This is a genomic window from Methylobacterium hispanicum (assembly GCF_022179285.1).
Taxonomy (GTDB): Bacteria; Pseudomonadota; Alphaproteobacteria; order Rhizobiales; family Beijerinckiaceae; genus Methylobacterium; species Methylobacterium hispanicum.
In genome coordinates this window covers 24,367-49,050 of sequence record NZ_BPQO01000022.1, presented here as the reverse complement: position 1 = coordinate 49,050, position 24,684 = coordinate 24,367, and the positions used below count along the sequence as shown (strand labels likewise).

Sequence of the window (24,684 nt, the reverse complement as noted above, 5' to 3'; positions counted from 1 at the left end):
CAGTCCGGAACCGCAGACGGCTGCCACCGCTTCAGCGCGGCGCGCGGGAAGGATCCGGGCGGTCGCCGTCCAGGCGGGCCGCGATGCCGTCCCGCAGCGCATCCATCCGTTCGAGCAGGAGCCTCAGGTGGTCGGCGGCCTTCTCGGAATCGTACTCGCGGATCCGGTGCTCCAGTGCCGCGGCGGCCTGCCCGAGGCTCAGCATGGCGGCGCCTGCCACCTCGAGGGCGTTGACGTGCTGGCCGGCGGCGCAGGAGGGCAGCAGCGGTCGGTTGGCGTATGTGAGGCCGTATCCGGCGGCCCAGGTCTCCGCGAGCCCGAGCAGGGTCTCGCCGAGGTCGGGGTGAAGTTCGGCGCCGGACCGGACACGCGGGTTCAGGCCGCCGCGCGGTCCGCACATGAACGCCGTGAAGCAGGGGGCGAACTCGAAATGCCCGCCGCCGCCGAAGCACCGCGAGAGCGTCGGCAGCGTCTCGGTCCTACCGTCGAGGAAGACGTAGTCGGATCCCTTGCGGAGATTGAGAAGGTCGTAGCGCCCGGTATCGTAGTCGAGCGTGCGGTCGGCCAGTCCCGCGGCGGCGTCCCGCATCGCCTCGAGAACCGCTGCGGCCGCCTCCATCGGGGACGGCATGCCGTAGGTCGTGCCTGCGAGGTGCTGCCAAGTGGCGGCCGAGAAGACTGCCAGGCCGAGCACCTTCGGCTCCGGATCGTCGCCCCCGAACATCGGCATCGCGGGCTGGTAGGTCTTCAACGCCGCACCGGTGCGGAAATCGAGGGCCGTCGCGCCGAACGCGTCCCAGTCGGCGGCGCCCGCCATCTCGCAGGCGAATCGGACCGCGGCTTGGCCGGGATGCGGCACGAGGTCGTTGTATCCGCCTGCGAGGCCCCGGATCGGGAGCGAGGCGGCCTCGAAGAGATGACAGGGTCCGACCGCGGCGATCGCGGCGTGCCGCTCGGCGTCGGGATAGCCGCCCGTTCGGCGCGCGAGGACCAGCGCGACGACTTCCTCACCCTCTCGGAGCGACATGCCCGTCAATGCGTCGGCCGGCGCCGTCAATCCCATCGGACGTGCTCCTTCCTGCGACCACGCAGGTCTGCCCGAGCGCCATGAAAGATGGTTTTCCGGGCGGTGTGCGAACCTCCGGGAGAGAGCCAGCTCATCTCCGCTTGCCTCCCGGAGACGAGGCCGGTCCTTCCTCAGCGGATCCAGACGACGGTATCCTCCCCGTTGACGTTGGGTGCGGTCTCCATCTGTCCGATGCCGATCGCGTAGTCGACTTCGTAGGCGGTAGCCTGGGGATCCATGCTCAGCAATGCGGAAGTATCCTCGTAGCCCCCGCGCCCGCCGCCGCGGGAACCATCGGTGACTTTCCAGCGACACAAGTTCACCGGAGGGAAGCTGCCCAGCGAGGACGCAGAGGCACCCGTCGTGACGTTCGGGAGGGGTCCCCAGCTGATGCTGTCGAGCGATGATGCGAGCGAACTGCCGCCACCGGCGTTGGGCAAGTCGCAGATCGCGGCGTACTTTGCCCCCGCCACGGCACCGCTTCCTGTGTCTTGCCTGAACCCGACCCTGTTCAGGTAGCGAAGTTGCTTGGCCCGGACGTACATGACGGACAGCTGGTCGTAGATCTGCTCGATCGAACCATTCGCCAGGACGAATGCCTGCGTCCACCCGCCCCCGTCCGTGGTCATGTCGCAGTAGACATCGAAGACTACGCCCTGGGGGTTGATACGGTATACGCCGTCTCCCGTGGCGCCGTTGTAGACCTTGGGCGCGGCCGGATTCCGGTAGGCGTGGCAGCTGTCTGCATAGCTGCCGTCCGCCCAACCCAGATAACCAAGGAACTGTACGACCCCTACTTCGCGCGTGTCCCGAAGCCTGAACGTCGTGACCGAACTTCTGTTCAGCGCGTTCGTAGCGGTGACCTGGAAGGTGTCGCTGACGCTGTACCGCTTGCCGCTGGGGACCGACACCAACCCGGTTGACGATACCGTGATGCCGGCCGGCAACGTCCCGGCGACGTAGCTGAGGCCTCCCCCGCGGTAGGGGTCGCCGGAGGAGTACCGGAGCTGGAACGTGACGGCGCTGCCGGAGTAGTCGCCAACGAAGAAGACGCCCTGCCCATCGCTGCCGTAGCCGAGCGGGGTCGGAGCCGAACCCTGCGTGGCGCCGTCGATGTTGTACTCGCCGACCGTGATCGCGGACGCCCCGACGTTGCGCAGCCTGTAGGTACGGGCGATCCGCGCATCGCTGCCGTTCAGAAGACCGGCTTGGTTCTCGACGGCCGTCCAGCCTCCGATCTGGTTCGGGACCTCCAGCTGCCAGGACTGGGATGACAGATTTCGCCCGGTCGCCGCGGACTGCAGGTAGACGTACCTCGAGAACGTCCAGGTGATCGACTGTCCCGCCTCCAGGGTGCTGCCGGCTGCGGTCACGCCGTCGATCATCATGGTGAACAGGTCGGCATCTGTCGGGCTTTTGACGGTGGTCTGAGCCGGACGGAGCACCGCGTTGGCTCGTGCGGGATCCGGCGAGAAGTTCGTCACGCGAGTGACGCCGAAGCCACGCGGATCCGTCGCCTTGATCGGCATCTGCACGAGGCCGAAGGGGAAGGCTTCGCGGTCCGTAACCGTGAGCAGCCCGTCCGCCGAGAGGGTGAAGCCCTCCGGGGGCATGAAGCCGTTGCCCCAGGACCAAGCGAGACTGCCTTCGCCGGGCGACCTGACGGTTCCGAGAAGCCGCATGGTCAGGCCGGTGCTGTTGGCGGTCGGCGTGCCTCCCCCGACGGCATCGACGATCGTCGAGGGCGTGACGTAGCGCGTGCTCAGGGTCGTTCCGAAGACGGGAGCATAGGACCCTGCACCGTCCAGGCGCCACTCGATGAGCGGCGCGGACGCTTGGCCGACGTTGCGCAGGCGCCAGACCTTCGAGGGGTACGGGGTGCCGAGGTTGATCCCGCTCGATGTCCCCCCCGACATCGCGCGCGTCTCCATCGTCTGCCAGGAGCCGTCGGGAAGCTGGCGCTCGACCAGCAGGGTCGTAGAGGACGCGTTCGCCACGACGGACGACGTCGTGAGGAGATGCGTCCACTTCGGATAGGTCCAGGTGACGGACTGGCCGGGCGCCAGCGTGAGGGCGTTGGTCGACGAGGTCGATACGTCGTCGTCGTAGAGGCCCGCGTAGACGCTCTGTCCCGACGGATCGAGCACGGATGCGGGCGCGACCGTGGCCGCCCGGACGCTCTGCGGCACGAACGTGAACGTCCGGTCGAGGCTATGGAAGCCGAGGGCGCTCGTAGCGCGGATCGGCAGGGCGACGGTGCCGGCCGGAAACACCGAGGCCGCCGGGACCGTGAGCACGCCGCCGTTCGTGAGCGAGAAGCCCTCCGGGGGGACGAAGCCCGGCTTCCAGCCGTAAGAGACGGACGGGTCGCCCGGGTAGCCCGAGGTCGCCTGCATGATCAGGGTGAGGCCGTCCGTAAACGGGGCGGTCGTGCCGTTGTTCGTGGACGCGATGCGGTCATCCCCGACGAAGAAGGTGCCTCCCTGACCCCAGGTCAGGCCGTAGGAAGCGGGAGCGTCGAGACGGAACTCCTTCAGGCTGGTCGTGGCGGCCCCCGTGTTCCGCAGGCGGAAGATCCTCGACTGGTTCAACACGTTGTTGAAGACGGCCGAACTCGTGAAGGTGGAGTCCGTGATGGCGAAACGATGGGAGGCCCCCCAGCTTCCGTCCTGCATCGGCACCTCCAGAAGGAAGCCCCCGGTCCCGGACATGCTGGCGGCATAGGCGCCGGCCGCCGTGGACACGTCCGTGACGTTCACGAACCGGTCGAAGGTGAAGGTGACGGATGCGCCGGACTGGAGATCGAACGCGGTCGAGGTGTCGCCATCGTAGAGTTTGGCGAACAGATCCTCTCCGCCGGGTCCGACGACGGAGGCGGGCTTGATCGTTCTGGCGTCGACCGACGACGCGAGGAACCCGAAGTTCGCAGTCGCCCTGAAGCCCTTGGTGTCGACCGCCTGCACCGGCATGTTGACGAAGCCGAACGGGAAGTCCGGGCCTACCGGCACGGTCAGGAACCCCGCCGAACTCAACGTGAAGCCGATCGGGGTCGCGCCGGAGAGCGACCACGTGAAGCCGGCGGCGTCCGGATGGCCGGACACCGCGGTCAGCTGGATGGACAGCCCCTCCGCGCCGACGATGCGATTGTTCACGGCCGTCGTGATGGCGGCGCCGTAGCTCTGCGCCCGGTCCAGCCGGAAGTCGAAGAGCGTGATGGCAGGCGTACCGACGTTGCGCAGGCGGAAGACCTTCGAAGCACGTTGGGCGGAGATGTACGCGGCCGCAACGCCAGCGGAGTTCGTGTCGAAGAATGCGACCGTCTGCCAGCCGCCGTCCTGCAACGGTGCTTCGAGGCGGAGGCTGCCGTTCGCGACGCCGGACAAATAGTAGGCTGCCGAAGCCCCGCTATCGATGCCGGCATCGGCTACGGTGACGTAGCGGTCGTAGGTGTAGGTGACGGATGCGCCCGGCTGCAGCGTGAACCTAGTGTTTGCGCCCCCGTCGTACAGGACGGTGGCGAGATCCTCGCCGTTGGGACCCGCGACGGAGACGGGCGGCACCGTTCTCGCGCGGACGCTGTTCGCCATGAAGGAGTAGGTGGCGAACGCGGTGTAGCCTCTGTCGTCCTTCGCTTGCACCGGTACGGTGACGAGGCCGAACGGGAAGTCCGCCAGCGCCGGAACGGTCAGGAGACCGTCGGCACCCAGGGTGAACCCGGTCGGCGTCACGCCGGTCAGGCTCCAGGTCACGGACTTCGAGAGCGGATGCCCGGGCTGGGCTGCGAGCTGCAGGCCGAGGCCGGCCGGGGACGCGTCGCGGATCGTGTCGATGCCGTTCGTGTCGTCGACGTAGCGCAGCTGCGTTCCCGTGCCGATCGCCAGTCCGTAGCTGGGCGGATTGTCGAGCCTGAAATCGCTCAGCCGCGTCGCCTGACTGCCCAGGTTCCGAACCCTGAAGATCTTTGCTGTATTGTCCGCCCACGGGAGACTGGAGGCGTAGATCGACGAGCTGTCGGCCCAGAAGACGGCGACCTGCGTCCAGCCGCCATACTGGTTCGGCACCTCGAGCGAGAGCTGGTTGATTTGTCCAGCAATCAGTGAATTGCCGACGTAACCGCTGCCCGGCGAGACGCTGGAGACCTGGACGAAGCGATCGTAGGTGTAGGTGATCGACTGTCCGGCCTGCAGGGTGAAGGTCGAAGCGGATCCGTCGTACAGGGCGATGCGAAGGTCCTCGTTGTTGGGCCCGACGACCGAGTCCGGAGCGACGGTGTTCGCCCGGACGCTCGCGGCCTGGAACTGGAAGTTTCCGGTGGCGCCGAAGCCCTGATCGTCGAGGGCCCTCACCGGCATGTTCACTACGCCGAAGGGAAATTCCGGACCGGTCGGAACCGTGGCGAGGCCGCTTTCCGAGAGCGTGAAGCCCGTCGGCATGACGCCTGTCAGGGTCCAGCGGACGCTTTTGACTGCCGGATTGCTGGTCGAGGCTGCGAGTTGCAGAGAGGTACCGGCCGGGTTTGCACCGATGATTCCGGCACCGTTCACCGTCCTTGCGGCTTGGCTCGTCGCGATCGTGAGGCCGTAGCTCGGAGCACCGTCGAGACGGAACTCGGCCACGGACATCGGCCGTCGGGTGACGACCCTGAAGACCTTCGACGTCGTGAGATTCGGGTTCAGATAATCGCCGAAGGCGGTCGAAGAATTATAGTAGAAATACCCCGCGCTCGACCAGCCTCCGAACTGATTGGGGACTTGGAGTTCCACATTCGGGTAATTGGTATTGGTCGCATACCCGCCCGTCGATTGGGTGAAATTTTCCACGCGGACGAAACGATCGTAGGTGTAGACGACGGCATGGTCGGTGGCGAGGTCGGCGACGTAGTTGTTGACGGCATTGTCGTAGAGGCCGATCCGCAGATCCTTTTCGCCGGGACCGACGACGGAGACGGGCGATACCGTGGCGGCGCGCACCGAGTCCGGACGGAACGGGAAGGCCGCATCGCCGGCGAAGCCTCGGCTGTTGGTCGCCCGTGCGTAGACGGTGACGTTGCCGCTGGGGAAGGCGGTGCCGGGCGGCACGGTGATCAGGCCGTCCGCGCTCAGGGTCACGCCCTCCGGCAGCGGGTTGTAGGCCGACCACGTGATCCTGCCGCCTGCCGGATAGTTGTCGGTCGCGGCGAGCTGGAGCGTGAAAGCCGCCGGCGACGCGCCCCGTATGCCGTTCTCGTCGACCACCCGCCCCGTCGTGGACGTGGTGATCTGCGGGCGGAAGTTGGCCGCGCCGTCGAGCGGAGCGTTGTAGAAGAGGTTGCTGCCCGTCAGCGCGTTTCTGATCCTGAAGATCTTCGACGCGGCATAGTCCGCATTGTAGGTGTTCTGGGATCCGTTCTGGACGCCGACGGCGACCGTCCAGCCACCGTTCTGGTTCGGAACTTCGATGACGTAGGTGTTCGCGGTGTGCGTCTGGATGGCCGTCGTGCCATCGACGACGGTGACGAACCTGTCGAAGGTGTAGGTGATCGACTGGCCGGCGCCGAGCGTGAAGGTGGTGTCGCTGCGTCCGTCGTACATGGCGACGAACAGATCCTCGCCGTTGGGGCCGACCACGCTCTGCGGGATCACGCCTTTCGCTCGTACCGAGGCGGGTACGAAGGGATAGTCGGCATCGCGGGTGTAGCCGCGGTCGTCGACCGCCTGCACGGGCACGATCACGCGACCGAACGGGAAGTCCGACCCTCGGGGCACGCTCACGACGCCGTCGCCGCTGACTGCGAACCCGATCGGCGTGACGCCGCGCAGCATCCAGGACAGGCTCTTCGAGGCCGGATGGGACCACTTGCCGGCGAGCTGCAGATCGAAGCCGGCCTTCGTCGCGCCCGAAATCGTGCTTTCGTCGACGAGGCGCTGATCGGTCGGCGTCGTGATGCTCACGCCGTAGCCGGGCCCGTTGTCCGGACGCAGCTCGGAGAAGGCGGTCGGCGAACCCGAAGTGTTCACGATCCGGAAGGTGCGTCCGTATCGGTTGGCGCCCGACGCGGCGGTCGTGTCCGAGATCGATCCCGTCGCGGGGACCGCGTAGCTTCCGATCCGTCTCCAGGAGCCATCCTGAGCCAGGGTCTCGATCGCGTAGAGGACGCCCGGCGTGCGCGGAGCGGGGCTCGCCTTCACGACGTCGGCCACCTGGACCCAGCGGTCCCAGGTGAAGGTGACGGCCTGACCCGCGGCCAGCGTGTACGCGGTGTCGCCACGGTCGTCGTAGAGGGCGACGCGCAGGTCCTCTCCGTTCGGGCCGCTCACGGCCGCAGGGGGGACGCTCTGGGCGCGCACGGCGGCGGAGGGGATGAATGTCAGGGTCTGGTCGGCGTAGAAGCCGAGGCCGTCGCTGGCGCGCACGGTCAGGTCGACGCGGCCGCTCGGCATGTCGGACGCGGCCGGCACGCCGATCCGTCCGGCCGGGTCGACCACGAAGCCCTCGGGCACCGTTTGGCCCGCGACCAGGGCGTAGGTCAGGGCGCCCGTGGCAGGCGACTGCTTCGTCGCGGCCAGGGGCATCGACAGACCGGACTGGCCGGCGACCTTGTCGTCGTCGATGCCGAACGGCCCCGTTCCGGTCACCCAGGCGGGCTCGAGGGACGGAGCTTGATCGAGGCGCTGCTCCCGCAGCAGCGCACCGGTCGTACCGGCATTGCGGATGCGGAATGATTTCGAGGTCCGCTGGGCGATGTCGCCCCAGACGCCATCCTGGCTGTCGTTGACGATCTGCTCGAGCGTCGACCACGAACCGTCGACGTTCGGGCGCTCCGTGACGAGGGTGGCGACGTAGCCGGTCCCGAACCAGGACGAACGGTTGGCGATGCGGACGTACTGGGCGAAGTCCACGGTCACGGCTTCGCCGGGCTGCAGGACCACCGAACGATCCGTTCTGCCGTCGTAGAGTTCCGCGTAGACGCTGGCGCCGCTCGGCCCCGTCACGCTCGTCGGTTTGACGCTCGAGGCGGGGACGCTCGACGCGTGGAAGACGAGATTCTGATCCGCGTAGAAGCCGCGCGAGTCCGTGGCGCGGACCGTGAAGTCCGCCGAGCCGTGGGTGAAGCTCTCGCCCTGTGGCACGACGACGAGACCGCTCGACGAAAGACCGAAGTTCGACGGCAGCGCCTTGGATCCCGGCGCGAGAGCGTAGGTGAACGCGTCGGTCGAGTCCGGATAGGTCTTCCGGGTCCCGATCTGGAAGGACAGCGCCGCCGGCGTGGCTCCGAGGACCTGCGTCTGGTTCACCTCCCACGGGCCGCCCGTGGTTGCGAAGGTCGGCTTGTACGCCGGTCCCTGGTCGATGCGGTATTCGCCGAGCGTCAATGCGGCGGCGGTGTTGTTCTTCACGCGGAACTGTCGACCGACGTTGTACGGTGCGGTTTGCAACAGTTCGTTCGACAAAGCTACGGATCTGTTGCCGTTGACCGTCGAAATGACGAACCTATTGCTGGTGACCGGGATCCAAGTACCGTCGGCACGCATGAGCTCGACGGTGAGCGCGCCACCCATGTTGACGTCGCGCCAAGTCACCGCCGAGTAGCGGGTGACGTTCACGAATTTGGGGAAGGTGACCGTTACGCTTTGATTGGGAGCCAGTTCGACGACGCGGTCCACGAGACCGTCGTACAGGGTCGTGAAGACGTCGGCCCCGTCCGCTCCCGCGACGGAGGAAGGAGCGAGCGAGCTCGCGGCGACGGAAGCCGGATAGAAGTTGAACGTGCGGTCCGAGTAGAAGCCCCGGGTGTCGGTCACGCGGACCGGGATGACGGCGAAGCCGCCCGTGAAGCTCTCTCCGACGGGGACCCGCAGGCTGCCTCTCGGCAGGACCTCGAACCCGGCAGGCAGAACCGCTCCGGGAGCGGCGGCGTACGAGAGGCCGGTCGCTCCGGAGAAGACTTGGTTCGCGGACAGATCGACGCTGAGCTGGGTCGACGAAACCGCGCTCGTCGTCAGGCCGCCGACGACGGTCTGGGTCACCATGTAGGGGTTGGTGTTCGAAGTGTTCCAAGTCGGTGCCTGGGCGGGAACACCTCCGAGTCGGGCGCTGGATACCTGGATGTCGACGCCCGAGGTGTTCCGGAGACGGTAGGTCCTGCCGTAAGCGCCGACGACGCCGGTGGCCCCGGGATTGTTGGCGTAATGCAGCAGCGTCCAGCTTCCGTCCTGGGCCGGCGTCTCAAGCGCGAGGAAGCTCAGGTTTGTGTTCGCCACATAGAAGGAGGCGGCGGCGGGCGTCACGAAGCGCGGGAAGGTCCAGGTCACGGACTGGCCGGCCCGGATGGTCACGACGACGTCGTTGAGACCCGAATACAGCGGGACGAACACGTCCGGGCCATCGGGACCGGCGACGCTCGACGGCATCTGAGCCGTCATCGCCACGACCTCGGGCAGGAAGTTGAAGGCTAGATCGGCGAAGAAGCCGGTCGAATCCCAGACCCGGACGGCGAAGTTGACGGTGCCGACCGGGAAGGCGCTGGCCTTCGGCACGGTGACTAGCCCGGTCTGCGTCATCGCGAAGCCGGCCGGGAGCGGAGCGGAGCCCGGCGCGAGCTCGTAGCGCAGCGGATCGTTGGAGTAGGGCGACCGGTTGGTGGCCTGGAGCTGCAGCGAGAGCGTCGCGGGCGAGGTCGTGCCGATCGTCGTCTCGGTGACCGTCCGGCTGCCGCCGGCCGTCACCCATGCCGGGGACAGGAAGGTGCCGGCTCCGTCGAGACGGTACTCGCGGACGAGGGTCCCGGCGGCGGTCGAGCGGATGCGGAAGCGGCGGCCGATCGAGTCGACCGACGATGGGACGACCCATTCACCCTCGGCCCGCTCGACCTCGAAGACGAGGTTGCCGAGGTTGACGCCGTCGACGTTGGCCGCGGCGACGTTCTGGACGAAGCGCGGATAGGTCCAGATGATGCTCTCGCCCGCGTTCAAGGTCACGCCGGTCGCCGAGGTACCGGTCGCGCCGTCGTAGAGCGGGACGACGACGGAGGCGCCCGACTTGTCCAGGACGGAGGTCGGGGCGATCGAGTTCAGGCGCACGCTCGCAGGATTGAAGACGAAAGTGCGGTCCGACGTGTAGTCGTCGGCCGTGGCGCGGACCACGGGCATGACGCGACCGTAGGGGAAGCTCTCGCCGGCGGGGACGACGAGCTTGCCGTCGGCCGAGACCGCGAAGCCGGCCGGAGCCGTGAAGGCCGGCGCGAGCGCGTATCCCACGGGGGAAGCGGTCAAGGCGGTCTTGGACGCGCCCAGCGGGAGGGACAGTCCGGCCGGCGTATAGCCGACGATGGTGGACTGGTTGACCGTATAGGGCCCCGCCGAAGTCCCCCAGACGGGGCCGAGAGCCGGGAGGCCGCCGAGACGGGCCTCGCGGAGCGACGAACTGCCCGTGGTCTGGCGCAGACGGAACACGCGGCCGACCTGGTCGACGTGGGCCGCCGGGTAGATCGAGAAGGGCGCGGTGCTCAAGGAGACCCAGCTTCCGTCGCCTGCCTGCACCTCCAGGCCGAGGTTCGAGGTACCCACGTCGAAGAAGGCCGCGGCCTGGATCAGAACCCAGCGGTCGTAGGTATAGACGATGGTCTGTCCGGTGGTGACCGTGACGGCTTCGTCCGCGGCCGCCATGCGGCCGTCGAGCAACGCGACGCGCACGTCCGCGCCGTCGCCGGTCGCGACCGTCTTCGGCACGACGCCCGCGGCCGCGGTGCCGGCCGGGTGGAACGTGAAGGTCCGATCCGAGGTGTAGTCGTCGGTGGTGGCTCGGATCGGAAGGTCGTAGCGCCGTGCGGCGAAGCTCTCGCCCCGCGGGACGCTCACCTTGCCCTCGGCCGTCAGGGAGAATCCCGGCGGCGGCGTGTAGCCCGGCGCGAAGGCATAGGAGACGGGACCCGTGATGGCCGTCCGCGTCGTCGAAAGCTGGAACTCGAACCCTGCCGGCGCGACCCCGATGATCATGGACTGATCGACCGGATAGGGGCCCGCTGCCGTCTGCCAGACGGGTCCGAGGACCGGCAGTCCGCCGAGGCGGGCCTCGCGCAGGGTGGAGGAGCCAGTGACTTGGCGGATGCGGAACTTGCGGCCGCCCTGATCCTGGACGGCGGCGGGGAAGGCGGAGGCCGGGGAGGGGGTCATCTGCACCCAGCCGCCGTCGGCGGCGACCGTCTCCAGCACGGCGCCCGTCGGGGCGACGTCGAACACGGAGGCGGCGGCCACGCGCACCCACTGGGTGCCGTAGTCGTAGACGATGCTCTGGCCGGCCTGGAGCACGACGGACGCGTCGGACGCGGCGGTGCGGCCGTCGAGCATGGCCACGCGCAGGTCGGCGCCGGCGTCGCTCGCGACCGTCTTGGGCGCGAAGGTCGACGCCGGGACGGCGAGCGGGTGGAACGCGAAGGTGCGGTCGACGAAGTTGCCGACCGGATCGGTGGCGCGCACCGGCACGTTCACGCGGCCGGCCGGGAAGACGTCCGCGGAGGGCACGGAGATCAGGCCGGTGGCCGAGAGGGTGAAGCCCTGGGGCAGGCTGGCGCCCGGGACGAGGGCGTAGGCCATCGCGCCGGCGAAGGGCGAGTTGTTGGCGGCCACGGTCTGCAGCTGCAGACCCGTCTGGCCGGCGACGGCGGTGGGCGAGACCTCCCAGGGCTGGGCGGCGGTGGTCCAAGTCGGCAGGACGAAGGCGCCCACGCCGTCGAGGCGGTACTCGCGCACGGTCACGGCCGCGGTGGCGCGGATGCGGAAGCGCTTGCCGGTGTCGAGGGAGCTTGCGGGCACCCAGCCGGCGGGTCCGCCGTCGGTCTCGAGGACCAGGGCGGCAGGCGCGGTGGCGTCGACGACGTTGTCGGCCGGGACGACCTTCACGTAGCGCGGGAAGGACCAGACGACCGTCTGGCCGGCGGCCAGGGCGACGCCCGCGGCGGAGGAGCCCTTCACGTCGTCGTTGAGGATCTGCGTGACGGTCGCACCGTTCGGATCGACGACGTTCGACGGGATCACGGTCTTCGCACGCACGGAGGCGGGCTGGAACGCGAACTCCCGATCGGTCGCGAAACCGACGGCATCGGTCGCGCGCAGCACGAACGAGAGGGAGCCGGAGGTGAAGCTTTCCCCCGGGGGAACGACGAGCGTCGAACCGGAGAGCGAGAACCCCTGTGGGAACGGCTTGGTCGGAGCGTAGGCGATCGGCGACCCGAAGCGCGACTGGATCGACGTCGAGAGGGCGAGCGCGAGCCCGGCCTGATCGACGGTCCGCAAGGTACCCAGGGTATCCCAGATCGGAGGCAACTGGACTTCGAGGCCGTCGAGGCGCGCCTCGCGGATGATGCCTGGATCGGTCGCCCGGAAGCGGAAGCGCTTGGCGCGGCTGTTCACCGATCCGGGCGGGACCCAGCCCGTTCCGGTCTCGGCCTCGAAGACGTAGGAGCCCGTGGAGTCGATGGTCGACGAAGCGTACAGGAAGACGTAGCGACCGAAGTCGAACACGAGGCTCTCGCCGACGGCCAGGGCCGTACCGGCAGCCCCCGCTCCGACGACGCCGTCCGACATCTGGCGGAACAGGTCGTCGTCGCCGGCCGGGCCCTTGACGAACGGCTTCACGTGGATCGCGCGCGGGGCGGAGGGCATCAACGGGATCGAGAGATCGCTGTAGACGCCGACGCTGTCGGTCGCCCGCACGGTGACCGACAGAAGGCCCGCCGGCAGCTGCTCTCCGGATGGCGTGCTCAGGCTGCCGCCGTTCACCGCGAAGCCTTCCGGAAGCGGACCGGCTGCCGAGTATGTGACGGTCCGCTGGTCGGAGAACTCGGATTGCGGCCGCGCACTCAGACCGATGCTGGTCGGCGAAGCGATCTCGCGGACCGGCAATTGCGCCGTCAGCCATTCGGGGCCCGACTGGGCGGGCAGACCGTCGAGGCGGACCTCGCTGAGGAAGGCGTCGGTGACGGCCCGGACGCGGTATGCGTGAGCGATCCAGTCGGCATCCTTGGCGGGGATCCAGCCCGACGCGGTCTGGGCCTCGACCACGACGGTACCGGTCGAGGAGACGGCGGCCCCGTTCGAGGCGTTCACCCACTGACCGTAGCTCAGCGTGACGGCCTCGCCCGCCTTCAGCTGGACCCCGAGGTTCGAACGGCCATCCGACATGATGCCGAAGACGTCGGCGCCCGCGGGATCGCGCACATCGGGCTTGATCGGGCGCGCACGGACCCACTTCGGATTGAAGGCGAACGTGCGGTCCGCGTAGAAGCCGGTGCCGTCTTCGGCCCGGACGGTGACGCCGACCCGGCCCGACGGGAAGGCGCTGCCGTTGAGGACGGAGATCGTCTGCCCGCTGACCGTGAAGCCGTTGGGCAGTACGTTGCGCAGGGCGTAGGTGGGCGCCGCCGTCGTGAACGGATTGCGGGTCGTGGCGTCGAAATCCAGCGTGAAGCCGGTCCGTCCTTCGATCGAGCGGTCGTCGACGACGTACGGTCCAGCCGACGTGTTCCAGAGCGGCGCCTGTGGAGCCGCCGCGCCGTCGATGCGGAACTCGCGCACGTCGACCGCCGCGGTGGCGCGGACACGGTACCGGCGCGAGACGGTGTTGACGGCAGCGACGGGAACCCAGCCCTCGTCGGTATCGGCTTCGAGGGCGAGGCGGCTCGGATCGGTCGCATCCACCACGTTCGCTTGCTCGATCCGGACGAATCGCCCGTAGTCCCAGACGACGGTATCGTCAGCTTGGAGGCTGATCGCACGGGCGTCGGCACCGATCTCGCCATCGTTGAGGACGAAGAAGGGGTCGTCGATCCCACCTCCCGCGACCTTGGGCACGATCGACGCCGCGCGGACGCTCGCCGGCTGGAACGGGTAGACCTGCGTGGAGGCGACGCCGAGGCCGTCGACGGCCGCGAGCGTCACGTGCACGAGGCCCGCCGGGAAGGATTGGCCGTAGGGAACCCGGATGACGCCGTCGGCGAAGGTAAACCCGCGCGGGAGCGGCTTGGGAGCCGTGACGACGGCCGGAATGTCGGAGTAGGGATTGCGCTCCACGGCCGCAACGGCGAGCCGGAGGTCTCCGCTGCCGCCGATCCCGGCTTCGTCCACCGTCCGCAGACTGGCCGCGGGGGACCACGTCGGCTTCAGGATCGGCGAGGCTCCGTCGAGACGAAACTCCGACACCTTGACGGCCGCCGTCGCGCGGACGCGGAAGCGCTTGGCGATACCCGCGACCCGGGACGGATCGACCCATCCGTCGACGGTCTCGGCTTCCAGAAGAAGGGCATCCCCTTTCGAGGCGACCACGACGGCCTTGTCCTTGACCTCGACGTAGCGGCCGAAGGACCAGACGAGCTCCTCGCCGATCGCGAGATCGATGGCTGCGTCGGTCTCCCCGTCGTTGAGCAGCAGGGAAACGTCGCCGCTCGGGCCGGCGATGCTGGGCATGCGGGTCGCGGCGCGGACCGTCTCCGGCCTGAACAGGAACGTGCGCTCCGACCAGAAGCCCATCGGATCCGCCGCGCGCAGCTTCGCCGACAGCTGACCGGACGGAAAGTCCTCGCCCTTCGGCAACGTGAAGGCGCCGTCCCCAAAGATCAGGCCCTCCGGCAGCTTGGTCCCGGGGGCGACCATGACGGTCGCCGGCCCCTGGTCGAAGATGTTCAGGGACCGGGTCTCGATCGTCAGCTGGTGGGCGGGAACCTGCGCCGCCGCTTCGACGACTTTCCCCGAAACCGGATCACGCACGCCCGCGAAGGACATGCCCTCGGCGCCCACTGACCACGGGCCCTCGGCGGTCTTCCACTCGGGCGGATGGTTGTAGTCGGCTTCGTCGAGGCGGGCCTCGGTCAACGTCGCCGCGCCGCCGCTCTGGTTAACGAGCCGCCAGCGCTTGGCGATGCCCCCGACCAGGGTCGGATCCACCCACTGGTCGGGACCTGCTTCGGCCTCGAGCGCCATCGTGCCGACGTTCGCGCCGGCGAGAATGGTCCGGCCGACGACCCGCACGAAGCGGCCGTAGTCGAAGAGCATCGTGCCGCCGGCCGGGACGGTCTCCGAGGCGTCGTCGGAGCCGGTCTTGCCGTCCGACATCTCGAAGCGGACGTTCGGCCCCGAACCGACCGCGACGGTCTTCGGGTAGGCCGTCCGAGCCGGGACGGCGTCGGGGGTGATGAAGTAGTTCCGCTCGGTCCAGTATCCGATGCCGTCGGTAGCGCGGAGGCGGAAGTCGATGCGCCCGTAGGGGAAGCCCTCGCCGTCGGGCCCTGTGAACTCGCCGTTCTCCTTGATGCCGAAGCCCTGCGGCAGGGTGGATCCGCCGGCGAGTTCGAAGCGGGTGGGGAGGTTGGAGTAGGGGGACTGCTCGGGCGCGACGATCGAGACGCCGAGGGGGACCGGTCCGACGGCCACGAGCAGGCCCTCGGGGGTCTGCCAGGCCGGGGGCGGGTTGGGCGGGGCCGAGGCGATGCGCAGCTCCGAGAGGCGCATGCGGCAGCCGTTGGTGAGGTTGACGCGCCAGTCGGTCGAGACGAAGCCCGAGCGCGGGGTCGGCATCAGGTTGAAGGCGGAGAGCACGCCGCCGGAGGCGAGCGAGGAGGCGCGGTGGACCGGGCGCCACTTGTCGTCCTCGTCCTTGGCCTCGAGGTCGTACGAGCAGGCGCCGCCGGCGGCCTCGGTGGAGAAGGCGACCACGGCGGTCTTGGCGCGCACGGGCTGGTCGAAGCGGACCGCGACGGTGGATCCGAAGCCGGTGGTGGCGACGTCCGTGGTGGCGGAACCGTCGAAGATCGGCTGGGGGGAGGGGAGCTTGGCGCCGTCGACGAAGGCCTCGACGGGGTAGGCGTGGAACTGGCTCTCGTCGAAGTCGTCGAGCCACGTGACGGTGAAGGGGTCGGACTGGGCGATGCGGCCGCGCGCGTCCTGGACGGCCATGACGTAGGAGGCCGAGCCGGGCAGCTTGGTGGTGCCGACGAAGTTGCCTTTGCGGGGATCGAAGGAGAGGCCCTTGGGCAGGGCGGGGCCGATCAGCGAGAAGGCGTAGGGGCGATTGCCGCCCCGGACGTTGACGGTGAGGTCGGCCTTCTCGCCGATGAAGAACTTGCGGGGCTGGACGACCTTGACGACGGGGGTGTCGTAGAGGCTCGGGTCGAGGCCGTCGATGCGGTAGCGGAAGAAGTTGCCGTAGCCCTGGATCTCGCCTTCGGACTGCTGCGCGATCTGCTCGGCCAGCGTTTGGGCGTTGGCGGCCGCGCCCACCAGGGCGGCCACCGAGACGACCGACAGAAGGAAGGAACGAATGTGCATCGGCAGGCCCCTCGGTCCGCACGCCTTATGAGTGCGCAGAGACCGTACCTCTCCGCATACAGCGGGGCCCGGCAGCTGTCAAAGGAACGAAGCCGGCAGATCGCACCGGACTGCAGCATGCTTTTGCGGACCGGAAGGAGTGGGGCAGGGCCTATGGGGAGGGCGTGCCGGTCCCGTGACGCCAATGAAGCCCCAAGCCTTCGAGCACCGTCAGATCCCGGTCGAGATGCCCCGCGGCCTCCCAGCTCTCTCGCTCGTAGATGCGGCCGTCGTGAGAAGTCGGTGCACCGACGATCCGGGAGGTGACGCCGTCCCGCTCGTATGCGCCGTCGATCGAGGGCCACGCGCGGTACGCGTGCCCCGTCTCGGGATCGTGCCACGCGAAGGTCGGCTCGTCCTCGACGAACGATTCGATAGCCCAGCCGCCGTGCGCGAGCGCGTACTGGACGGACTGACCCTGATGCCCGAGGATGAATTCGAAGCATTCGTCGTCCGTGCCGACGAACCGCACCTCGCCCTCGTGCACGACCGCTTTCCGATCGGGACGCGCCTTCTCGAAGGCGGCCATCGCGTCGACGATCAAGGGGTGGTTCTCGGGCAGACCGAGTTCCAGGGCCGCCCGCACCAGGGGGCCGAGCGCGCGGAACATTTCGCGGGAGGCCGCCATCAGGCGGACGTTGTCTTCGAAAGAGGCGCGCACCGCCGGCCCGTTCGGCCGTCGGTGGAAGTCGACCGCCCGTATCTCGGCGACCGCGTCACCATTCGCGACCTGGACCAGCTCGGAGCTCTTTCGCCCGGTCGCCTTCTCGAAGTGCAGGAACCACGTCTCGCCGGTTATCATCGCGGGGCCACTATGGTCTCGTGCCGGAAGATGGGCCGCGGGCTGGCAACCCGCGAACGCAACAAAGGAACGGATCGGTCGCAGCCCCTGGCAGGCCGGCGCCTCCATCCAGCGTCGGCCGCCTGCGGTTTCAGCGGAAGTCCGGCCTGGATGCCGAGGCAGCCTTGAGGAGAGCCGGGTGGCGGTCGAACCATGCGGGCAGATCGGCGATCCTGCGGCAGGCCCGGCGGATCTCGCGCGCTTCGGCGCCATCCGCCCGGCCTATTGTTTCGCCGCCCCGGCGGACCTCGATTGCGACCTCGTCCGTCTCGACGACCGCGAGGCCATTCCACGGCTCGTTGCGGAGCGAGCGCGGGTAGGCGAGGTGCCGTCGGGCGATCTCCGGCATGCGGCCGTTGTGGAAGATGCCCACCTCCGCCCTGTTCGCCTCGAGCAATCGCAACGCGTCGTCACCTTCGAAGGAACCGGCGAGGCCCGTTCCGAGATCGCGGATGGTGAAGACGCCCCGCCGGTCGTAGGCCAAGTCGAAAGCGCTGCCGCCACCGGGAAGGGAGATGCTGCCGCGGCATCCTTCGCGGTCGAGCAGGTCGTGCGCCGCCGCGTTGGGCTTCCAGACGATGCCGAGCGGCTCGTCCGCACCGCACTGACCGTCGCCGAGGTAGGGGAGGGCGGTCTCGAGGACGATCGGGTTGATGTCGAATCCGGACCAGCCGAGCATCGAATTGATCCCGTCCCCGACGATCTCGATCCTTCCGCGGGAAACGGCCCCCGTGCGGGCGTTCGTCATCCACGACAGCCTGCGCAGGGTCTCGACGACGTTTCGGCGAATGGCCGGCTCGTCGCGCGGCTCGCGAATCCAGGGCTCGAGCTCGAACCGGGACATGGTCGCGCGGGCGGCGCTGCTGTCGAACCCGCGGGAGTAGCCGTGCAGGGAAATGCCGACGTGATATCGGTCGCGGTCGTCGACGACCACTCCGAACTCGCCCGCCGGCATGTCGAAGCCGTGCAGGATCGGGGAGCCGGGCTTCGCGAGTCGGACGAGGTCGCCCTTCTCCCACTCGTACTCGGTCCAGGTGCCGTGGTCGGTCGACTTCATGGGCCCTCTCCTCGGCCGACGCTAGGCACGAGGGCCGCAAGACGCCATCGGGTGCGAAGGAACGGTTGTGCTTTGCCTCCAGAGGCCCGATCCTTCCGAAACCTCAAGGGCGGATCATGCCGGTCACCCACAAGTTCGACGAGTTCGCCCTGCGGCCCTCGCGGTTCCGGAAGGCGCGTCGCGTCGCCGAGCGGCTCTCGGACGCGCTTGGCGTGCGCGTCCGAGAGCAGGGCCCCCCGGAAGAGGCACCGTACCTCGATCCTGACTACTCGGCGCCCTCTGGATCGAAGGCGGCCTGAGAGGACGGTGGCCCCGCGCGGCAGGCCTTCCCGGATGGGTCTTCATCGGCGTCTCGATGTCGAGGAGGCCGAGGTTTGCGGGGGTTCCAATGCCCAATCTGCCGGGCCCTACGTGATCGAGAACGGCGACGTCTGGGCCGTCACCGGGGATGGGACGCCGGGCGGACGGGCGCTGGGCCTGGACCGCCGCCATGTCTGTCGCGGATCCGAGCGCCTAGCCGCATGCTTCGGCGCGGAGAGCGGAACCCTGCACAAGCACGGGGGCGAGCAGGGGGTCGAGGCGTGGGCGGCGGCCACCCGAAAACGTCTCGCGGAAGCCGGTTTCCCCGAGATGGCGGACGAGATCGTCGTGGTGGCCTTCCCCCCGACTGTCCACACGGTCGCCGAGCTCAACGCGTGCATCGCGACGACGGGCAGGGTCCTGCGCCTCACCGAACGTCTCGCGGAGATCGCCGACGCCATCCCGCGAGACGAGTGGCCGCGGGTCTATCCGCGGTAGCCGATCAGGGCCCAGGCCGCGGCGCTGGGGACGGCAGCGCCGCGAGCAGACGGCGCGCGGCGTCGCTCGCATGCACGCCCTCGTAGGGCCATGCAGAGACCTCCAGCTGGTCGAACGCGACGGCGTGCACGTGCAGGCCGGCGGCGGCGGCGAGGTCCGCGGGCGTGTTCTCGCTGCCGATGCTGACGTCCGGGAACGTGAACATCCAGAGCCAGCGACCCGGCCCGATGTCGGCGACCAGCGACCGCTCCTGCGAGAACAGAGTGGCGAAAAGGTCCGACTCAGCCAGCCGGCTGGCCACAGGACCGAATGACTCCTCTCCCGGGACCGCCTCGGCGGCTTCGGGAGCCGGGAGCGCCCTCGGCGGCACGGCCTCCCCCGCTGCGGACCTGTAGGCGTAGCGGGGCGGAGGCCGGTCGCGGTCGGGCTCGTGCCGGCTGCGGCGTCCGCCCGGGGCATGGGCGTCCGGGAACCCCAGGGCCGCCAGCGTGTCGGCCTGCCGGGCACTCGTCCCCCGTCCGTAGACCAGGGACGAGCGGAACGAATCCGCGTGCACCCGGATCCAGCCCGCATCCTCCAGCTCGCCGACATGCTTCCCGAGCAGTGCGTGGGCTAGATCGTCGTGGGCGAAGAAGGCGCAGCCGTAGAAGCGACCCTCGGGCGAGAGCCAGCCCTGGTCCGACCAGGGGTCGAGAAGCAGGCGCGACGCGTGTTCGCGTTCCAGAGCGGCGATCTCGGGCGGGCGGCGTCTGAGAAGGGCGGCCGGATTCTCCGCCTCTACGACCGCGAGCGGCCGTCCTTCGTCGTAGGGCGTCCTGCGGGCCTTGAAGTCGATCCAGAAGGGACCGCCCTCCGCGTGGCCGAGCTCGCACCAACGCGGCATGCGGACGCCGTCGTCGACCAGAAAATACTCGGGCATGGTCTGCTCCTTCGGCGGGAAGCCTACCGCCGGGTGCCGCATGGGGCGAGCGCCAGCGCCGCTTGCGGGGGCCGCGTCCAATCTCCTCAAGCAAGGAAGGAGTGAATCCAAGGACGGCGAGAACAACACGCTACATCAGCTCGCGGAGGAGTTCCACGGAGCCAACGCCGACATCTGCGACGGGCTGGCTGCCGAATTGAAGGCGGCCGGAGCCGACCAGCACGCGCTCGACGACATCGTGCACGACGGCGCCGAGAACGACGGTCGGGACGTCGACGAGGCGAGCGACGTCGACAACCAGGGCTTCTCCCTGCAGGCCGCCTCGATCCTGGAGGGCAACGGAATCGAGGAGGGAACGCGCCTCGTCCGGTCCGCGATGCCTGCAGCCGCCCCCCGCGCCTGAACGGCTTCCGGTGTCGGCGCTTCACGGAGCCGGCACCGGCCCCTCGCGGACGACGGACCGGATCGCTTGGTTCCCGAGGCCCTCCATCAGGCGCGGAATATTGGAGGGGCGTCCCGCGCGGGATTGTTCGAGCACCGAGCACGCGGCCAGGAAGGCCGCTTCCGCCTCCGTCGCGGCCTCGACGGGTTCCTTCCAAGGGCTTCCGTTCGCCGCGACTCCTTCGACGATCCAGTCGACCCGTTCGCCGTCCGCAAGCTGCATGCCCGCGAACTCCCCGGTCGGGTTGGCTTCGGATGCGGCTGCGGCGGCCGACGGTATGGCGGCCACGAAGTCGGCGTAGACCGGATCCTCCGGCAGTTCGACATCGACGAGCACGTCCGCGTAGACCCTGCCGAGCAGCTGAACCACCTTCACGCGCATACGCAGATCCTCCACCTCAGATCCTAGCGGGATGCCGCCCCGCCCGCCATGCTCGGCTCCTTCCGTATGCGTCGGAGAAGGATCCGCGCGACCGAAAAACCACCCGTCCGAGGATCGGATCCCGAAACACCCGTACGATCAGTGTCTGACCGTCGCGGAGGGGCCGCAGGGGCCGTATCCGTGCCCGCGAAGGCAGGCGGCCATCCGGGCGAACGCCTCCGGGCTGCTGTCGCGGACGTGGCTCCAGTCCCAGCCGCCGTTGATCCCGGCGAGTTCGTCGGGATCGCGACGACCGAAGCCGTCGGCGAGGCAGTAGACCTCCCAGGCGATCCCCTCGGGAAGCAGATCGCTCCGGCTTCCCGAATGATGCAGATAGGCGATCACGAGCTCACGATCCTCGTCCACCATGCCCGTCCCCCTCTCAGCCTCGCGGCGCCGCCGGTGCCGTGCCCGGAACCGCATCAGGGATAGGCGCCCCGATCAGGATCTGGAACCAGGCCTCCGAGAAGGGGGCGTAGGGCAGGGCGCGCAGTGGGCCGCCGCAACCGCGAGGACGTCGTCCGCCGCCGGCATCAGCAGGCGGGCGCGAGGACGGAAACAGCCTCCGGCCACTCGGCCGCGATCGCCTCGGCGACGGCCTCCCGGAAGAAGCGCAGATGCCTCACGTTGCCGACCATCTGACCAATTTCCGCTGCCATGTCGTAGACGACGTCCGGATAGTCGTCGCGGTCTTCGGAGAGGGCGTCCGCGGCGGCGATCCCGGCGGCCTTCTCGGGAACGTCCGCCGTGCCGATGCTCTCCCCGTCGCACAGCACGTCGACGCGACCGTCGGGCAGGCGTTCGATGGTGTACCGGGTCACGTCGACCTCCAAGCTGCTGTCGCGGCAGATTGAGGAGCGCCGACGAAAAGGTAAATTCAGGGGGCCGTCGCATCCTGCGACTCGACATGTCCGCCTGGAGGCCGCGCTTGACGCACGACACCGTCCATCCTCCGAAGAACCGCTTGCCTGCGAGCCGTCCCATCCTCGATCTGGAGATCGAGCACCGGAGCGGGGTCGAGCATTTCGATCCGAACACGCAGATCATGGCGCTGGCCGCGCAGCCGGATTTCGTAGCCGGATGGCAGCCGGTCGAGGGCGTCGTAAGCGTCATCTCCGGGCAGCCCGCGATCGTCTACAGGGCGGCCGATCTCGAGATTCCTCTGACCGTGGACGAGTACGCCGGCCTCGTCGGCTGCGAACTCGATCCGGACGAGCACAGGAAGCTCCTGGAGGCGTACGGCATGTTCTACGAGATCCACGACGACTTCTACAGCCCGGCCACGGGAGAGGCGTTCCAGCCGAAGGATCTGCGCTCCCGGGTCCGAGAGGCGGCAGCGGCCCTGGCACCCGGTGCCGGTACGGCCGGCGGGCCGGGCGCCCTTCCCGGATCGAAAACGTGAGCGCGTCCGGGATCCGGGTCCTGCTCGCGGCCGCGCTTTCGGCGGCCGCCTGCTCCCATGCCGTCGCCCTCGACGAAGGCCTCTGGCTCGTCGCCGGATCCTTCCGGAACCCGGACTACGCGAATTTCCAGGCCGAGGCCGTCCGGAAGGCCTCCGCCGCCGTCAGACGCTGCGGCCTGAGGCCGTTCAACGACTTCAGCGGCAAGTTCGGCTTCGCCGAGGGCTTCGACGTGGTCGTGGTGGGGCCCTACCGGACGAGGAGCGAGGCGGACGCCGTCCTGCGCCGCCTGAGGCCCTGCATATCCGACGCCTTCGTGAAGCCGGGCCGCTATCTGGGCGAGTGACGACTTAGAGCGTCGGCGCGGACGGGGCGTCCGCCGGCCCGAGCGCCTCGCGCAGCCGCGCCTCAAGCGCCTCCATGTCGAGGGGCGCGCCCATACATCCGCTGTCGTCGGCGAGACGCAGCACCGAGTCCTCCTCGCCGGCTTCGCCGAAATACTCGGGAGGTCCGTCCCACGCCCTCCCGACGGCCTCGGCGCTCGATGCGCCTGCGGCGTCGTAGTAGTCCTCCCCCACCTTCAACAGGACGTGGTCGGCGTATTCGGGATGGCCGCCGTCGACGATGTGGAACTCGCCCACGTCGCCGAGCGCGTGGTTCAGCGCGATCGCGAAGCGGGCGCAGTTGCCCGAGAAGCCGTCGAAGCGGCCGCCGGCGACGACCTCGGCGATCGCCGTCGCGATCCGACTGCTGGAATAGGTCATCCCGCAGCCTCTCAGACGGCGCCCGGCGCCGGAGCAGCCGCGACGGCCTCCTGCATGCGGGCCCTGAGGACGCCGAGCCCCTCCTGAAGGGATTCGATCTGTATCGCGATCTGAACCGGATCGTCCTCGCCGCCGACGAGCAGACCTTCGAGCAGGCGGTAGAGCGGATCCGAACGGGAGCCCGTGGACTGGTCGATCGCGACGGAGTCGTAGGCCTGCCGCAGCGCGCCGATCAGGACCGGGTGCGAAGTCTCCCCGGAGGCGAGATGGTCGGCGTAACCCTCCATCGCCGCCAGCAGGGTCGGTCCGGTGCAAGGAACGGCGGGGTCAAGCAGACCGATGGCGACGCCGGTCCTGTGCAGCGTGTCGGCCAGCGCGTCGCGCTGGGCGACTGCCTGTTCGAGGTTCGCGGGCTTCTTGAGGAGAAGCATGGCGGGACTCCGGCTGCGGAAGGGGTCGGATCGAAGGTACGGATGCCTGATCGAAGGTATCACGGCCTCACGACATACGTCTTGTCCACGATGCCGATGGAGGGGTCGCCCCGGACGTGGTGCGACCACCAGTAGACGCCGGTGCTGCGGACCTTCAGATGTCCGCGGACCCAGTGGGCCTGCGTCTCGGCGTCCACTTCGCCGCCGCGGCCGGCGCCCAGCCGGACGACGTGGCGGGGCATGCGCAACGTCAGCACCTTGTGGTCGAGCAGGGGCGGGCGTCCGAGCCGCCGCCGGAGCCTGTGCGAACGTTCGTCGGCGCAGACGTCCCTGATCTCGACCCCGTTCTTGAGGTTGAGGATCACGAGGTTCTTGGCGGCCTCGCGTGCGGCCCAGACCGCGTAGTTGACGTCCTCGCCGGCGCTCGGGAGGCCCGTGACGACGTCCGGCGGGAGCCCTTGCCTGCGGAGCACCTCCGCCATCATCGGCATCACGCCGTAGTCGAAGCGGCCGTTGTAGGCCGCGTGAGCTTCGCGCTCGGCGTCGTCGGCCAGGTACCGCGCCATCCGGCGTCCGAGTTCGGTGTGGCCTGTCTCCCGGTACCAATCCTGCTGCCGGCGCACGTCGTACCGGGTGGCCAAAGGCCCTGGAGGAGGTGGATCGTCCCCGAAGTCGGCCGTGCCGGAATGCAGCATCAGGCGCATGCCGCCGTCGACGAATTGGACGACCGGCATCGCCCGATAGGCCCGCTCGCCGCCGGCGGCCTCGACCAGGATGCCGACCCGCCGAACGCGGCTTTCGTCCGGTCCGAGAGGTCTGGGATCGTCGCCGTCGTAGCGGCGGCGCGCCTCGGACACGTCCTCCTGGGCGTGCTCGAACCATACGAGGGGATAGGGGGAGCGGATGCTGCCCATCGCCGACATCAGCGTCGTCGGGCGACCGTAGACGAGGCTCTGCGTCATGCCGAGCGCCTCCGGCGTCAGAACGAACCGCTGCGCGCGCTCGACGCATTCGGCGAACGCGCGGTAGACGGCGTTCTGGTGCGGGTCGGCGCTGCGGAGCCGCTGTACCACGTCGTCGGCGAGCAATGCGGACCTCCGGTTGACGCGCGAGGCTACCGACTAGGCACGAAAAGGCGAACGTCGACGATCGGCGCCACGGGAGGGGCACCGGCGTGCTGGTGCGCCGGCGCGAACCGGATCAGGAAGTCG

Annotated in this window: 16 protein-coding genes; 5 read left to right on the top strand and 11 right to left on the bottom strand. The window is 69.0% G+C overall.

Translation table 11 applies throughout. The features are described 5' to 3' along the window. Positions 1–31: 31 nt before the first annotated feature. From MFF56_RS22065 to MFF56_RS22050, 4 genes are all read right to left on the bottom strand, one after another. A complete protein-coding gene (locus MFF56_RS22065) occupies positions 32–1,063 on the bottom strand; it encodes a hypothetical protein (RefSeq protein ID WP_238231056.1) in 1,032 nt (343 codons plus the stop codon). Between the two features lie 134 nt (positions 1,064–1,197). Then, positions 1,198–16,362, bottom strand: a complete 15,165-nt coding sequence (locus tag MFF56_RS22060; RefSeq protein ID WP_238231054.1) for a putative Ig domain-containing protein — start codon at positions 16,360–16,362, stop codon at positions 1,198–1,200. 151 nt (positions 16,363–16,513) lie between these two features. Further along, the gene (locus MFF56_RS22055) at positions 16,514–17,311 is read right to left on the bottom strand and encodes a hypothetical protein (protein WP_238231053.1); all 798 of its coding nucleotides are present in this window, start codon (positions 17,309–17,311) and stop codon (positions 16,514–16,516) included. Positions 17,312–17,333: 22 nt separating this feature from the next. Then, positions 17,334–18,299 (bottom strand): hypothetical protein, encoded by a 966-nt coding sequence (locus tag MFF56_RS22050; RefSeq protein ID WP_238231052.1) that lies wholly within the window; start codon positions 18,297–18,299, stop codon positions 17,334–17,336. A 116-nt stretch (positions 18,300–18,415) separates the two neighbouring features. Here MFF56_RS22050 and MFF56_RS22045 point away from each other — a divergent pair, with 116 nt between their 5' ends. Both MFF56_RS22045 and MFF56_RS22040 read left to right on the top strand, forming a co-directional pair. Then, the gene (locus MFF56_RS22045; protein WP_238231051.1) at positions 18,416–18,598 is read left to right on the top strand and encodes a hypothetical protein; all 183 of its coding nucleotides are present in this window, start codon (positions 18,416–18,418) and stop codon (positions 18,596–18,598) included. A 34-nt stretch (positions 18,599–18,632) separates the two neighbouring features. Beyond that, positions 18,633–19,097: a hypothetical protein gene (locus MFF56_RS22040; RefSeq protein WP_238231050.1), complete on the top strand. Its 465-nt coding sequence runs from the start codon at positions 18,633–18,635 to the stop codon at positions 19,095–19,097. Positions 19,098–19,101: 4 nt separating this feature from the next. Here MFF56_RS22040 and MFF56_RS22035 read toward each other — a convergent pair whose 3' ends face one another. Next, positions 19,102–20,016, bottom strand: a complete 915-nt coding sequence (locus MFF56_RS22035; protein WP_238231049.1) for a hypothetical protein — start codon at positions 20,014–20,016, stop codon at positions 19,102–19,104. A 40-nt stretch (positions 20,017–20,056) separates the two neighbouring features. Between MFF56_RS22035 and MFF56_RS22030 the strand changes: the two genes are divergently transcribed. Further along, positions 20,057–20,419 (top strand): hypothetical protein, encoded by a 363-nt coding sequence (locus MFF56_RS22030; RefSeq protein ID WP_238231048.1) that lies wholly within the window; start codon positions 20,057–20,059, stop codon positions 20,417–20,419. 21 nt (positions 20,420–20,440) lie between these two features. Here MFF56_RS22030 and MFF56_RS22025 read toward each other — a convergent pair whose 3' ends face one another. The 3 genes from MFF56_RS22025 to MFF56_RS22015 all read right to left on the bottom strand — a co-directional run bounded on the left by MFF56_RS22025 (position 20,441) and on the right by MFF56_RS22015 (position 21,699). After that, entirely contained in the window at positions 20,441–20,839 is a 399-nt protein-coding gene (locus MFF56_RS22025; RefSeq protein WP_238231047.1) for a hypothetical protein, read from the bottom strand. Positions 20,840–20,977: 138 nt separating this feature from the next. Then, a complete protein-coding gene (locus MFF56_RS22020; RefSeq protein ID WP_238231046.1) occupies positions 20,978–21,247 on the bottom strand; it encodes a hypothetical protein in 270 nt (89 codons plus the stop codon). Positions 21,248–21,411: 164 nt separating this feature from the next. Next, positions 21,412–21,699, bottom strand: a complete 288-nt coding sequence (locus MFF56_RS22015; protein WP_238231045.1) for a hypothetical protein — start codon at positions 21,697–21,699, stop codon at positions 21,412–21,414. Between the two features lie 107 nt (positions 21,700–21,806). Between MFF56_RS22015 and MFF56_RS22010 the strand changes: the two genes are divergently transcribed. Together MFF56_RS22010 and MFF56_RS22005 are read left to right on the top strand one after the other, a co-directional pair. Beyond that, positions 21,807–22,280, top strand: coding sequence for a hypothetical protein (locus MFF56_RS22010; RefSeq protein ID WP_238231044.1), 474 nt, complete (start codon positions 21,807–21,809; stop codon positions 22,278–22,280). Continuing rightward, the gene (locus tag MFF56_RS22005) at positions 22,277–22,624 is read left to right on the top strand and encodes an SPOR domain-containing protein (RefSeq protein ID WP_238231043.1); all 348 of its coding nucleotides are present in this window, start codon (positions 22,277–22,279) and stop codon (positions 22,622–22,624) included. The genes MFF56_RS22010 and MFF56_RS22005 overlap by 4 nt, the downstream gene beginning before the upstream one ends. A 4-nt stretch (positions 22,625–22,628) precedes the next feature. On the opposite strand, the gene MFF56_RS22000 is transcribed toward MFF56_RS22005, so the two are convergent. Genes MFF56_RS22000 through MFF56_RS21990 form a run of 3 tightly spaced genes read right to left on the bottom strand, consistent with a single transcriptional unit; the run spans position 22,629 to position 24,561 of the window. Next, the gene (locus MFF56_RS22000) at positions 22,629–23,042 is read right to left on the bottom strand and encodes a hypothetical protein (RefSeq protein WP_238231042.1); all 414 of its coding nucleotides are present in this window, start codon (positions 23,040–23,042) and stop codon (positions 22,629–22,631) included. Between the two features lie 11 nt (positions 23,043–23,053). Further along, positions 23,054–23,473, bottom strand: a complete 420-nt coding sequence (locus MFF56_RS21995) for a hypothetical protein (RefSeq protein WP_238231041.1) — start codon at positions 23,471–23,473, stop codon at positions 23,054–23,056. 59 nt (positions 23,474–23,532) lie between these two features. Further along, positions 23,533–24,561 (bottom strand): hypothetical protein, encoded by a 1,029-nt coding sequence (locus MFF56_RS21990; protein WP_238231040.1) that lies wholly within the window; start codon positions 24,559–24,561, stop codon positions 23,533–23,535. Between the last annotated feature and the right edge of the window lie 123 nt (positions 24,562–24,684).